This window comes from Pseudomonas sp. B3G-3, assembly GCF_028640915.1.
GTDB lineage: Bacteria > Pseudomonadota > Gammaproteobacteria > Pseudomonadales > Pseudomonadaceae > Aquipseudomonas > Aquipseudomonas chlororaphis_I.
Genome location: NZ_JAQZAB010000111.1, coordinates 52,932 through 66,468 on the forward strand (window position 1 = coordinate 52,932; position 13,537 = coordinate 66,468).

At 58.0% G+C, this 13,537-nt stretch carries 8 protein-coding genes; 3 read left to right on the forward strand and 5 right to left on the reverse strand.

All coding sequences use genetic code 11. The annotated features are described in order from the left end of the window. The first annotated feature begins 19 nt into the window (after positions 1-19). Entirely contained in the window at positions 20-427 is a 408-nt protein-coding gene (locus PVZ80_RS19080) for an Hpt domain-containing protein (RefSeq protein WP_273829704.1), read from the forward strand. 26 nt (positions 428-453) lie between these two features. Here PVZ80_RS19080 and PVZ80_RS19085 read toward each other — a convergent pair whose 3' ends face one another. Continuing rightward, positions 454-1,644 carry an EAL domain-containing response regulator gene (locus tag PVZ80_RS19085; protein WP_273829703.1) on the reverse strand — a complete coding sequence of 397 codons (1,191 nt, stop codon included), beginning with the start codon at positions 1,642-1,644 and terminating at the stop codon, positions 454-456. A 1,415-nt stretch (positions 1,645-3,059) separates the two neighbouring features. Between PVZ80_RS19085 and PVZ80_RS19090 the strand changes: the two genes are divergently transcribed. Further along, positions 3,060-6,836 carry a transporter substrate-binding domain-containing protein gene (locus tag PVZ80_RS19090; protein WP_273829702.1) on the forward strand — a complete coding sequence of 1,259 codons (3,777 nt, stop codon included), beginning with the start codon at positions 3,060-3,062 and terminating at the stop codon, positions 6,834-6,836. A 271-nt stretch (positions 6,837-7,107) separates the two neighbouring features. Here PVZ80_RS19090 and PVZ80_RS19095 read toward each other — a convergent pair whose 3' ends face one another. The 4 genes from PVZ80_RS19095 to PVZ80_RS19110 all read right to left on the reverse strand — a co-directional run bounded on the left by PVZ80_RS19095 (position 7,108) and on the right by PVZ80_RS19110 (position 11,866). Then, complete coding sequence (locus PVZ80_RS19095; RefSeq protein ID WP_273829701.1) at positions 7,108-7,764, reverse strand: response regulator transcription factor; 657 nt, start codon at positions 7,762-7,764, stop codon at positions 7,108-7,110. Between the two features lie 133 nt (positions 7,765-7,897). Beyond that, positions 7,898-10,420 (reverse strand): fimbria/pilus outer membrane usher protein, encoded by a 2,523-nt coding sequence (locus PVZ80_RS19100; protein ID WP_273864387.1) that lies wholly within the window; start codon positions 10,418-10,420, stop codon positions 7,898-7,900. Positions 10,421-10,476: 56 nt separating this feature from the next. After that, the gene (locus tag PVZ80_RS19105; RefSeq protein ID WP_273864388.1) at positions 10,477-11,199 is read right to left on the reverse strand and encodes a fimbrial biogenesis chaperone; all 723 of its coding nucleotides are present in this window, start codon (positions 11,197-11,199) and stop codon (positions 10,477-10,479) included. 70 nt (positions 11,200-11,269) lie between these two features. After that, a complete protein-coding gene (locus PVZ80_RS19110; RefSeq protein WP_273864389.1) occupies positions 11,270-11,866 on the reverse strand; it encodes a fimbrial protein in 597 nt (198 codons plus the stop codon). A gap of 593 nt (positions 11,867-12,459) precedes the next feature. On the opposite strand from PVZ80_RS19110, the gene PVZ80_RS19115 reads away from it, so the two are divergent. Next, positions 12,460-13,287 (forward strand): fimbrial biogenesis chaperone, encoded by an 828-nt coding sequence (locus PVZ80_RS19115; protein WP_273864390.1) that lies wholly within the window; start codon positions 12,460-12,462, stop codon positions 13,285-13,287. The last annotated feature ends 250 nt before the right edge of the window (positions 13,288-13,537 follow it).

Consider the following 13,537-nt stretch of genomic DNA (forward strand, 5'->3'; position numbering starts at 1 on the left):
ATCTGGAACCCGTGGAATCATGAATACACCTCCCTCGTCCAACTTGCCCGTTCAGACGCCTTTGATTGGCGACGCCAACGCTACCCTGTTCGACCCAGAGTCGATCGTGGCGTTGGGGGGTGGGGATTTGGAATTGGTCAAGCGATTGATAGCCGGGATCATTCAGAGCAATCAAGATGACCTGGCAGCATTGGAGCCTCTGCTAGCCAAGCAGGACCGGATCGGCATCGCGGCGCTAGCGCATCGCACCAAGGGGACGGCCCGTATGATCAATGCGGCAATTGTGCTGGACGCCTGCCACGATCTGGAAGTTTGCGCAGGACACGGAACTGCAGCCGAGCTACGGGTTAAGGGAGAGAAATACTGTGCGCTGCTACAAAAAATGGAAGTGGCCCTGCGTGATCTCCTCGCCCGCGATGAGAGCTGAGGAAAGCTCTCCAACCGCGGGCTGAGTTACAGAAGATAGGGGTCTTTCGAAACGAGCAACTCTCCCAGGGCATCCCGATCGACCGCAGGAGAAACCAAGAACCCTTGAATCATGTCGCAGCCGAGCGAACGCAGCAGCTCCAGTTCCTCGTGGGTCTCCACACCTTCGGCGACCACGTTCAAGCCAAGCTCTTTTCCGAGATGGATCAGACTGGTAAGCGCTTTGCGAAAGGCCTCATGCTTGACGGAACTCTGCACCAGGCTTCGGTCGAGCTTCATTTCCGTAAACGGTGTGGCCACCAAGCGGTAGAAGGAACTGTAACCTGTGCCGAAATCGTCTTGCGACAGGCCGAACTGCATCATGCGCAGGCGGGACGCTCCACTGTAATAGCTGCATGCTTCCGTAGTCGTGGTGTTCTCTGTCAACTCGAAGCAGATGCTTCCGGGCGACACTCCCATCTCGGTGACGAATGCGTGAAGACGCTCCGGAAGGGTAACGTCATCCAACAGACGGGTATGAAGGTTCACTGATCCCATGACTTCATGACCCAGTGACTTCCAGTACTTCAGGGCTGTAATCGTCTGTCGCAAGATCACCCAAAGAAGCCTCTCGTAAAGCCCTTCACGCTGCATGTCCGGCATGAACGCGTGGGGAAGCAACAGGCCCAATTGAGGATGCAGCCAGCGCGCCAAGGCTTCTACGCCCACAATACGCCGCTCGGACAACGAGTACTTGGGCTGAAACCAAGCCTGGATGTCCTGACATTCCAGCGCATTGATGAGCATGTCGGCCGGATTGTCATAAACAACATTCTTTTTTGCCGCGGGAACAGCCGCTCGCCTGTCAAGCGCCAGAAGCAGCTCTTCTGCGGCGTCTTTCGAGAACGGCTTGGGGTAGGCCCCTAACACTTTCAGGCCTCGCGCTCGCGCCGCCTGATAGGCCCCCGATAGAATCGGCTGCGCATCGCCGCTGACGATGGCAAGTGCTGGGCTGGTCCGGTCCTCAATGGGGAACCGCTCAATCAACTGTACACCGTCAATGCCCGGCATGCGTAGATCACTAACTACCAGGTCATAGGGTTGCTCAGCGAGCAGTTGCAACGCCTCTCCCCCGTCCTTGGCGCCCTTCACCTGGTGATGGCCTGAGGCTTGCAGCACGGACATCGTGCTCGCGCGTACTAATGGATGGTCCTCGACAACGAGGATGCGATAGCACATGGGTGACACTCCTGCGCCAGTGGCGCCAGCATGCGATCTGTCGTGCATAAAGTGAGGCCTGAAATTCCCCGAGGACTCAGTCCTCGCAGAGGCAGCGGCTGCAAACACCTGCTGAGCTTGGGCGCAGAAGAGTTGAGCCTTGTTAGGGGAGGTTTTATGTATGGATGACATCATCGATCTGAGCTTAGTGCCGGCCCGAGTCAGAGGGAATGCGGAATGATCCCGGCTTTGCGTGGATAGTTCTTAAAGATCAAGACGAGAGCGTTACTTAAGAATCAGATGAATCTGCCGTTAGCAAGATGGGAGACGGCGAGTTCGCCGCTGCACCTAACGGAACGATTCAGATTCGAGGAGTAGCCATGGCTGTGCATCGCATATCAATAGGTCGCACCCTGACACTTGCCGCCCTGCTAGGTTGCTGCTCTGCAGCTGGGGCCTCGCAAGTGACTTCCGGCTTCATTCAGTTCACGGGAAGGATCGTTACCCCACCGCTGCGACTCATCGCAACTTCCTCACCCATTGTTCAAGCGCCTTCACAGAGGGTCTCTCAGCTGGAACTGGAGCTGCGACCGCAAGACAGATCGCGGGTCAGCGTAGCCGTTGCCTTGCCGACCGCGCACCTCGCCGCAGGAGTGCGCGGACAATGCGTGGAATCACCGCAATCAGCGCCCTTCACCATGCCAGCCGGAGGATGTCACTTTGGTGAGCAGGGCGGCCGGGTTCTACTCACAGCCGCGCCGGGTAGCGCAGTGATGTCCACGGTGGTGCGCATCAGCTACGACTGAGGGCGTACTCTCCAGAAATTCGGTTCACGCCAACTACGCCCATTCCTGGGCGTAGCACGGCGATCTTCAATCGCCGATAGATGCGCCTTCCAAGCTATCGCTGGGGTTGCGGCCACAGGATAGACTCTTGGTCTGCCTGGATTTGCCTTGTTCTCCAAGCTCATTGCTCGAAGGTCTCGCCGGCATTGCTTGGAATCTCCATAGCCTGATTCCTTCGTGATGCCTGCCGAAGGATGCCGCTTTGCTGGGTGAGCGGGCAAAAGACGCTCACTACCGCACGACATCAGAACACTCTGACACCACCTATCCATAGGCACCCCAAGAATTCGGGATGCATCTGATCTGATTTCCGATCAGATTTGGCTAACTTGCATAAATAAACCACATAGCCCCCAGCTGCCTCCCGGCGAAATGTCGGATTGTTCCAAGTAAGATTCATCGCCATCCTCAACCCTGTGTCTGCGGACCTCCAGCGACGTCGGATTGAGCGAACGCGCAGCCCCGTTCTTCGACGCCCGGCTGGCGAACACCTACGTGCTGAACAAGGCATCGCGATCGCCAACTCTTTGCTGATGGTGACGACTATGCCGTGGCCTTGCCCCTGGCTGGCTCCACAGCGGAGTTTCCTAAATGCGTCGCATCGTCTTCTCGTTTGCCCTCTTGATTCTGTGCTCTCTGCGTGCAACGGCCACCCCCGGCGTGTCCAGCGAGACGCAGGGGCCCGTTGAACTCTCTCTGCTGAGCTCGGTTAGCCCAGCAGAACACGAGCCCCCCCTGACCCCGGACGAATGGGCGTTTCTGCGCCGCAAGAACATCCTAACCCTAGGTGTGGTCGAGCCAGGTTTGCCTCCTTTTGATATTTCGAGAGACCCGGACCTCAAGGGCATAACCGCGGACGTGGCCTCACTGTTGGCCAGCCAACTTCATCTCAAGGTCCGTGTGCTGCGGTACGCGAGTCGTGAACAGGCGGTCGATGCCTTGAAGGAGGGCCAACTCGATCTGCTCGCCGGTGTTTCGAGCATGAAGACGGCTGGGAGCAAGATCGCTCTCTCGGCCCCTTACGCGGTGGACATCCCGGCCATCTACCGGAGGCCCAAGGACAGTAGGGTATTTCCTGACGACTTGGCGGGCATGAGGATCGCCTTCAAGGAAGGCTATCTGGACGACAACACACTGGCGGCCAAGTATCCCGCAGCGACCTTCGTCAAGTATCGGTCGAGCGGACAGGCGATGGCATCAACCGCATTCAACAGGACCGACCTGTTCCTTGGCGACTCGCTGTCGGCCCGATACCTGATCAACCACAGCTACTTCAACTACATCAAGATCGAGCGCCTGATGCCGATCGAATCGCGAGGCTTTGCATTCGCTCTGAGAGAAGAGGATCGGACGCTGATCCACATCGTCAACACCGCACTGACAGCCTTTGGCAAGGCGAAACTCGAGTCATTGAGCCGCAGGTGGGTCGGCGGGGGCTATGACCTCCCCGAGGCGAAGCTGCGGTTGACACCGGACGAGCAGGCCTGGATGGCGAACCACCCTGTCGTGTCGCTTGCCGTCAATGATGACCAGGCGCCAGTGTCCTTTGTGGACAAGGACGGAAACTTCAATGGGATGGCGGCCGACATACTTGATCTTGTGACCCAAAGGACAGGGCTGCACTTCAGGGTCGAGCGTGTCGATGATTTCGCATCGCTCGTCAATGCGGTCAGGGACGGCAAGGCCGACTTGAGCGTGATCAGCCGAACGCCGGAGCGTGAAGCGATCCTGCGATTCTCTCCCCCCATCGTGACCACGACCTATTCGCTGCTCACCCGCCGCGAGAACGTGCGCGCCTACGGCCAACTCAAGGATCTGAAAGGCAGGCGTCTGGCTATTGCCAAAGGCCATGCATGCATGAAGGACATTGCGGAGAATTACCCCGAGATCAAGCTCGTTGAAACTGCGACATCACTGGACTCTCTGCAGGAAGTGGCGGCCGGCAATGCCGATGCGGCCGTGATCGGGTTGATCCTGGGGCGCTACTACATATCGAAGCTCTACGAAGACAAGCTGGCGGTAAGCGGGATTGTTGACGACGACACAGCGCTCGGCCACTTTGCGATGCGCCGCACCGACGTCGAACTGCAGTCGATTCTTTCCAAGGTCATCCTGGATATCCCGCCAGAGGAAATGAATGCCATTGCCAGCCGGTGGCGCCCCAACCCGGCGATGAGCGGCCAAACATGGCGAGATCATAGGCAAGTTATCCAGTTCATCATTGCTGCTGCCGCGCTACTGGTAGGCATCTTCATTGTCTGGGCGCTCTACCTGCGAGCTCAGGTCGCCAAGCGAATCGCGTCTGAAAAGGTGGCAAACGACCAACTCAAACTGATCGATGCACTGAGCGCGGCCACGCCGCAACCCATCTATGTGCGGGATCTGCAGGGCAGATTGGTCGGTGCAACGCACAGCTACGAAGAGGCAGTGGGCGCCAGCGTGGCCGAGCTGAAAGGCAAGACGGTCATTGAGAGCACATCGAAATTTGGGGCTGCCCAGTCCCTGCACGATGCATATCTGCATGCCATCGGGAGGAACGAACCCATTCGGGCGCTGCGAAAGATCCACATGAATAATGAAGAGCGCTGGATAGATCACTGGGTCCAGCCGTTTCATGATGCGGCCGGCGCCATGCAAGGCGTGATCTGTGGCTGGCTGGACGTCACTGAGCAACAACAGATGATCATGGAGCTGGAGCACCTGATTGGCGAGGTCGAGAATGCCCGTGAGCAGGCGATGCAGTCCAGCAGACAGAAGACCAACTTCCTGGCCACGATGAGCCATGAAATCCGAACGCCGCTAAGCGCCGTGATTGGCACACTGGAGCTGGTACAACGTCAAGCGGATAAGGGCGTGCTTGATCGGCATGGCATTCAGGTCGCCCACAGCAGTGCAAATGGGTTGCTCGGCCTCATCGGGGATGTGCTGGATGTCGTCAGAATTGAATCAGGGCGGCTGACCTTGGCGCCGGTGCGCACCGATCTCATAGACTTGATCGAATCGGTAGCGCTGGTGTTCGACGGGTTGGCTCGTCAAAAGGGGTTGAACTTGGCGTTGGAACTTGATTCGAGCATCGGGGGAGACTTCCTTATCGACCCTGTTCGGGTCAAGCAGATCCTGTCCAACCTGGTCAGCAATGCCATCAAATTTACCGCTGTTGGGCAAGTCAAGATCAGTGCACTGGGACGCACCATGGCTGACGACAGGATCCAGATGGAACTGACGGTCGCAGATACCGGCATTGGCATTTCGCAGACCGATCAACAGCGCTTGTTCCAGCCGTTTTCCCAGGTGAAGCAAGATATCTCTGGCCAAGCTGGCGCAGGGCTCGGGCTGGCTATCTCGCGCTCCCTCTGCGAGCTGATGGGGGGGAGCCTGACAATGCGAAGCTCGCCTGGTGCGGGGACCAGCGTAGTCATCGTCTTGGCCCTCCATCAGATGCCCGCGATTCCTTTGGATACACCGGACGAACACGGCAACCTCCCCGCAATCAGCCCAATGGATGTACGTGAGGCACGTCGACTCCGTGTGCTCGTTGTCGATGATTACGCGATTCACCGACAATTGCTCTGCCAGCAATTGGAGTTCCTGGGCCAGGAATTCGAGGCCGTGGAAAGCGGAGAGCTTGCGCTCGAGCTGTGGCGCGCCGGCAGCTTCGACATAGTGATCACCGACTGCCAGATGCCTGGCATGAAAGGCGTGGATCTGGCGGCGGCGATCCGCAGTGAAGAAGCGTCATCGGGTAGGCCACGATGCATGATCCTGGGCCTGACGGCCGATGCGCAGCGAGAGGAGATCGATCGTTGTCTTAGGGCGGGAATGGACGAATGCACGCTCAAGCCGCTGGGGCTGGACGCGCTTAAAGGCCAGATTGCCACTTGGTCCGGGCGCTTGGCACAAGCGCCGGATGCGTCAGTGAGAGCTGCTGATCCGATTGCACTAGACATGCAGACTCAAGCATCGCCGGCTCATTCGAAGCGCGATTTCGATGCGATTCTGACCCTTACCGGCGGAGACCTGGCCAAAGCCAGAAACGTGGCCCTGGAGGTGGTGAAATCACTGGTCGATGCCCGAGCTCGATTGCAGCGACCAACCAAAGAACAGGATCTTGCAGATCTCGGTGTGTTGGCTCACCAGATGCTGGGGATTGCGGGCGTCCTCAACGACAATAGGCTTGCGCAGTTGTGTATCAAGCTGCAGGTGGCCTGCCGCGAGGGGAAGCCCGATGGAGTGGATCTGCTCAGCGTCTCGCAAGAACTCGACGACATGTTGGTGCAGATGCATGCACGCTACCAGAAGCATCTTGCCAATGTCTGGATCGCTGCAACTGAAGAGGCCACCTCAGGGACTGAGGAGCAATCAGTCTGATGCGGCGCAGGAAGATTGTTCGAACTGGTTAGCTCGTCTCAAGGGCATAGTCCCAGCACTTGCGCCTTAGGGGGCGTGCTCTGCTGCGGCCCATACTCTCGCTGGTAGTTCATTTCGGCGTGACACCACCCGTTCTCTGGCTAGCGGTGTTGCGTCATACCGGTGTTTGGACTGATGCGGGGCCTCCAACGCCCCTACCCCCCAATGGAATAGGGGCGCCATCGTTGGATAGCGCCCCTATGCAGATTGAACGAAAAGCGGTGCGGAGAAGTTAGGTGGTCGCAATTCCATTGCGTTCCGCAAGCCTCAAAAGCGCCACCATGTTCGGGGTATTGAGCTTGCCCATCAGCCTGACCTTGTACGTGCTGACGGTCTTATGGCTGAGCATCAGGATTCCAGCGATTTCCTGGTTATTCATCCCCTTTGCCAGCAATCCAAGGATGGTCATTTCTCGATCAGTCAAACCGGCAAGCTCCGAGGCAGGCTCAGCCTCGGATTGACTGACCTTGGCAACCGGACCCTGTTCTGCCAGCAGGTCGACGACAACCCGGGGGAAGTAGGTGTAGCCGGAGAGCACGGCTTTCACGGCACCCGCCAATTCATCCAGCTTGTCGTCCTTGCAGAGAAAGCCAGCCGCGCCCGCCTGCAGACAACGCATCCCATAATTACGGGCATCGCTGGAGGTGAGAACAAGAATATTGGCGGGTGACTTAGCATTCCGAAGGCGGCTGATGACGGAGAAACCGTCCAACTTCGGGATGCCCAGGTCAAGGATCACCAAGTCGGGCTTCAAATTGCGCACGGCTTGGATGCAATCGGCGCCGGTGTGGCATTCGGCGACGACTTCATAGCCCTCTCGCTCGAGAACCACGCGCACAGCCATCCTCATCAAGGGATGATCATCAACAATAACAATACGCTGCGCCATAACAGCCTCCGTCGGAAGTTCCGTTGCTTTCACGTTCTCATTTTCCATTGTGATTGTACGAAATGTCCTACCAGAAATGTTGTGTCAGACCATGCCAGGGGAGTCTTTTTGCCGCGTAGCTTTACCTGTTGAGTTACCGGCAGGTTTCCTCGGCCCTGTCGTAGTACCGCGCCGGGTCGCGCTCGGAGAGCTTGTAGGTGACCTCGCAGGCCCCATTCTGCCAGCTGACCTTGAGCCGGCCGGTATCCTGGCGGAGCAGCAACAGTGCCTGCCCATTGTTATCGACCAGGCCGACCTGGCGTTCCTCTTCGTCCTCGACCGCGGCGCCAATCGGCAGGTTGCCGCCAGCCCAGTTAAAGCTCATCTGCACACGACGACCTGAATAGCCCTTGAAGCTAGTCGAAACGATAGCTCCCCGGCGCGGTACGACGGTTTGGGTCAGTGACTCAATTTCAGTATCAGCGCCGAGGGTCCCGGCGTCCAGCCGCACCGTGTTAAGACGGTAAGGTTGCGTGTAGGGGTAGATCGTATAGTCGTTGAGCCAGGTCTTCGGCGAGTTGGTGCCCACGCCGACGCCCTTGACGCCTTCGACGTGTACCAGTGCAAAGCTGTCCCCCACTTCTCGCGAGAAATTGATGCCGCCCGCATGGCCAACGATTGAGCCCGAGGCGTTCAAGCCATAGGAGTGGTAGTTTCTGCCCGTGCTGTAGCTTCCGCCCACGCGAGCGGCCGGGAGGTCACTGGTCAGTCCGAGCGAACCGGATGCGTCACCATCTTGACTGCGAGCGCCCTGAATCGAGTAGCTGGTGTAGTCGGTACCAGGCACATAGCCGTTCACGCTCGCCGTAGACGAGGTTCCTTCGGATGTACGCATGCTGGACAAGTACAAGCTCGGCGCATGGCGCTCCATGCCCAGGGGAATGGAGAGCGACAGCATGACCTGGTTGTCGTCACGGGGCTGCGAGGTAGGACTGCGCGTGGCAGATTTGGTGTAGCTCAGGTTATAGGAGACACGCCCCCAGTTGTTGCCATAGCCAGCACTGACACTGCTGGAACGCTGGTTGTTCCAGTAGTTCTCATGTGTTCCGTTCAAATAGACACTTCCATAGCGTCCGGAGCTACCCAGTTGCTGGTTTATCGACAGGTCCAGGCGCGAGCGAGAGAGGAAGCCAGAGCGAGTTCGATCACGCTCCCCTCTGGAGTTCTGCACGTCGGACACATGGTTGTCGAATGTTCGATAGCCTTCGGTTGAGTAGCGATAGGCTGCCAGCGTGAATGTGGTGCTGGTTTCGGTAAGCGTCTTGGAATACAACGCACGCACGCTTTGCCCCTTGTTGGTCTTGCCCCCGCTGACGCTGCGCGAATTCGTCACGTCGAGGGAGAGCGCGCCGATGGGAGTACTGCCGCCGACACCGACGTTAATTGCTTGGTAGCCCGACGCCGCCAAAACCCCGCCTGCGATCGAGACGTTGTCGGTGAGACCATAAATACCTGACGCGGAGCCGAAGGTTGGCTTCGGCGCCTCACTGTCCGTGGATTTGTACTGACCGAATTCCGCGCTGTAGCGCACCGTGCCGCGCCGAACCATGAGCGGCAAGCTGGCGTAGGCTTGCCGGAAGGTCCGTCGGCGCCCATCGGACTCGATAATCGTCACTTCCAGGTCGCCGTTGGAGCCGTTTGGATAGATGTCAGCCAATGCAAATGGCCCCGGCGAGACCGGCACACTGGTCAACAGATAGCCGTTCTGACGCACTTCGACTGTGGCGTTGGTCTCGGCCACGCCACGCACGACCGGCGCATACCCGCGCTCGCTGTCAGCCAGCATCGCGTCGTCAGAAGACAATTGGACCCCGCGGAATCGCACACTGCCGAAAATGTCGGAACCACTGTAGAGTTCGCCGGCGGAGAACTGGCTCTTCAGCTTGGTGACATCGTGCTGCACAAACGTCCGGTTGCTCTTGAACTGGGTAGGCATGTTGTCGGACTTGTTCAGGTTCGACTCATTGCGCAGGCGCCATCCACCCAGGTTCAGGCCATTGTTGAAACCAAGATAATAGGATTTGCTGGCGCGGCCGTTATAGGTATCGTTGCGCAGATTGGCCTGGTAATTCATGAAGCCGGCGTTTACGCCATAGTCCCACAGGCTTGCATCGACATACCCCCGCTTTCCTGCGTCCATATAGGCCTGCGGAATGGTGATTGTGAGCCGAATCCGACCCGGGTCGTACTCTACCTTAATGCGCTTGTCGAGCAGGCTGAGGTCCAGGCAGGTGTCAGAGTTCTGCGCTACCAGCGCATCTATCTGCGCCTTTTGCACGCCGAGTTCCTGCAACATCTCCGCAGAGATGCAAGGCACTACCCGTGCTTCACCGTCCTTCTTGACCATTTGCACATCGCGTCTGCCGATGGCGTCACCGTTGATCAGTACATCGAACTGGTAGGTGCCGGGCAGCATGGCCCCGCCGTCCTCGACCAAAAGATTGCCGAATTCGACATTGCTGTCGCCGCGGATAAGCGCAGGGTCGAACATGCCCGCGAGCAACTGGGGGTCACTTGACGTGCCCGCATAGCTCGGGTTGATGTCAGACACCATTGCGCTGACCGCGCAGCCAATGGACAAAGAGAGGACTCGCAGGCGGAAGGGGGCGCGGACCATTAAGACCATCCAAATTTACGCGTCAGAAGTTGAAGGGACGAGCGGGATTTCGGGCGTTACTGCTCACCCGTGATGATCTCGCCCTTGGTGGCTTGCTCTCCCTTCAGCACAACGCGATAGGGATTCTGGGAGCCGAAGTCGGTCACTGCCAAATAAGTGATCGAACCTTGTGCACTGACGCCTTTGGATGGCGATGCATCGATCGTGTGTACCTGGCCAGGGCCAATAACCAGGGCCTTTTCGAATTCTTTTCCGCTTGCAGCGAGTGCAACCAGCGTTACGTGATAGACGCTCGGATTGGCAATTCGAAGTTGGCCGTTGGTGTAGCTCCATTCGATGTTACGGATGGCGTCGTTCAGCGATCCCGGCAACCCTTTGGGCCGGTAAAACACCTTGATTCGCTGCAGCACAGCGATCTGAAGGCTGGAGTCACCCGCTTCTCGTTGAGGGATTTCCTGGACGTTGAGCCAGAACATGCTCTCTTTGTCCGTCGGTGCTCCGACACCTTCATAGAGAAGGCGGACGATCTGCTCACTTTGCGCTTTGACGCGGACAAGTTGCGGGGTGAGCGTGAAGTGCTTGACCGTTTCGGCGTCGGCGCCTTCGTCCAGCCAAGACTGAACCAAGATATCGCCGCCCATGTTTCTCACGCTGAATGAAGCCTCCTTCTTTCCGTTCTCCAGGATCACCCGGGTTGAATTGAGGGCAATACTGGCGGAAGACAGTTGAGGCAGGACGGACAACACCAGAGCGATAGCGAAGGAAGTAAGTCGCGACATATTCCGAACCTTGAAACAAAAAGAGGCGGGCCTGTTCAGGCCCGCCTCGGGGCTTGTGTTACCGCAGTCGTTACTGGGTAACGATCACGAACGGCAGGGTGGCGTTAGCCGTACCGGCCTTGACGTCGCCGGTGGTCTTGACGTAGGCAGCGGCGAACTTAGCGCGGACCTTCTGGCCAGCCGTCAGGTTCGCTGCAAACAGCGCGCCCGTCGACAGATCGAAGGCCGAGGTGGCAGTGGCGTTGGAGCGGTCCGGATAGACCGCGATACCCAGGCCGCCGGCCAGGGTCGGACCGGTGCTGCCGCCGTTGAGCTTCAGGACCTTGTTGCCGGTTTCCAGCTGAGAAGCCGCGGCAGCGAATTTCATCTCCACGTTGGTGGCGGCGCTGCAGGTGACTTCGAAAGTGGCTGCGCCGAAATCGCCGCCCTGGGGCATAGCAGGCGTTGCCAGGGTGCTGTTGGTCAGGTCGGCGGTGTTGACTTCACCCATTTCGACCAGAATGACCTTGGCGTCACCGGTCGAGCTCTGGACGTAGCAGGTGTCAGAGTTGACCTTGCCCTTGAACTCGATGTTGCCGCCGCCGATGACGTCGCCTGGGGCCGCCATGGCATTGGCGGCGGCGAAGGACAGGACAGCAGCTGCAACGGCAGTAATACGATTCTTCATGAGTTTGCTCACTAGTTGAGTTGAAGATGTTGTTGAACCCGAACCACGATCAGGCTTGAACTTCAGGACCGTTAATCGAGTGGCTCAACTTTAAGTTCGAGGGGGGCCGTCCCGTAATGAGACAAAAAGGGCAAGTTGCCGCGATTGATCTGATAGGGGGCATAAGATTGTTCTTACACCCCAGATCGACGATGCGTTCTGAGTCAAATGTGAGAGGTCAGGAGCGCATTAGATTTGTCAAAAAGCGATGGCTCGCTTGCGGGAAATTGGCTGGCTGTGGAAAGCTGTCCAATCCCTGCGACGTTGTGCAAAATGATGCGGCTAATGGCTATTTCTGAGGGTTAGGCGCGGGTGAGCGGCCTTACGAAGTCGGCACGGCGAGGGCGCTAATTGGCCGATACTGGATCTACAAGACCCGTTTGCCGCGCGGTCTGGCCAATTCGGGAAGCATCATGGCCTCCGCTCAGATAGTTCTGATACTTAGCGACCCGGCAACTGGGTAAAGTTCTAGCAAATTGGGCGGGTCTCACAGAGTCCGTATGGCTGTAATTGGCCCGCCTGCTCCTCATTTGCATCTGGATCCCGCCACTTCTATGAAAACTCTACTGCTGACACAGGCCCCTTCGGAATCGGGCCAGATTGATTCACACCCATCCTGCGGCTTTCGCCTGGGTGGTCCGCGTCAGTTGATTGCCTGCGCACGCGTTCTGATGTCGCTTCTTGTTCTTGCAGTGACGTTGCCTGCGCATGCAGAGTTGGATTTCGATGGCAGGAATCGTTTCATCTTTGAGGAGGGGCAAAAGCGGCTCTCCATCGTCATCTCCAACGTGGGAAAGCACCCGACACTGGCGCAAGCGTCACTCGGATGGGGCGATGGGCACAAGGCAGAATTGCCTCTGGCCTTGAACAAGCCAATGTTGGTTATCCAGCCCGGCGAGAAAGGGGCTGTCGAGATTTTCTACGAAGGCCATGGATTTCCCAGCGATCGCGAGAGCTATCTGTTGCTTAGCGTGCTCGACCTTTCCCAGGCCCCACGTGATCCCAATACCGTACAGGTTGCCCTGCGGCATAATTTCAAGTTGTTCTTCCGCCCCAAGCTTGAGCAAACACCCCAACAGGCCATCGCTGGTCTCAAGTGGACAATTCAGGCGGGAGCATCCACTCCCACCATTGATAACCCCTCACCGTATTACGTCACCCTCAGCAATATTGGGCTGACGGACCAGGCTGGCAAGCAATGCGGAGAGGTAGTGGAACACCTGATGGTGGCTCCGTTCTCGCAATCGACATTGGTGAGCGAGGGATGCACCTCCCCTCTCCGGACCGCGAGCTACCAGTACGTGACAGATGGAGGGAACCTGCGCCCCTATCAGGTTCAGCTTTCGCCGGGCGGGGCCAGCTTGGGCCATGCCGTGGAGTGAGCATCACTACAGATCGGCCCTTTGCATTCCTACCTGTGCTCAGTGGAGCTATCGGGCCTGATGCTTCCTGCAAGATCTCCCGTGGCAAGTTTGCGGGTGAGTAAGCAGATCCAGAACTCTTCCTCCCCGCTCGTCATAGGCCACCATCAGTGGCCCAATATGACCTCCTTCCCCTCCCCAGAGCATCACAGCTCTGCTCCCCGCTCCTTGACTGGTTGATAGATCAAGGACGTGATGGGTAGCCGCGGCG

Bases quoted from the DNA above. Each gene is read 5' to 3' on its own strand.
- PVZ80_RS19115 (WP_273864390.1), top strand. From the start codon at position 12,460: ATGAAAACTCTACTGCTGACACAGGCCCCTTCGGAATCGGGCCAGATT.
- PVZ80_RS19100 (WP_273864387.1), bottom strand. From the start codon at position 10,420: ATGGTCCGCGCCCCCTTCCGCCTGCGAGTCCTCTCTTTGTCCATTGGC.
- PVZ80_RS19085 (WP_273829703.1), bottom strand. From the start codon at position 1,644: ATGTGCTATCGCATCCTCGTTGTCGAGGACCATCCATTAGTACGCGCG.
- PVZ80_RS19090 (WP_273829702.1), top strand. From the start codon at position 3,060: ATGCGTCGCATCGTCTTCTCGTTTGCCCTCTTGATTCTGTGCTCTCTG.
- PVZ80_RS19105 (WP_273864388.1), bottom strand. From the start codon at position 11,199: ATGTCGCGACTTACTTCCTTCGCTATCGCTCTGGTGTTGTCCGTCCTG.
- PVZ80_RS19110 (WP_273864389.1), bottom strand. From the start codon at position 11,866: ATGAAGAATCGTATTACTGCCGTTGCAGCTGCTGTCCTGTCCTTCGCC.
- PVZ80_RS19080 (WP_273829704.1), top strand. From the start codon at position 20: ATGAATACACCTCCCTCGTCCAACTTGCCCGTTCAGACGCCTTTGATT.
- PVZ80_RS19095 (WP_273829701.1), bottom strand. From the start codon at position 7,764: ATGGCGCAGCGTATTGTTATTGTTGATGATCATCCCTTGATGAGGATG.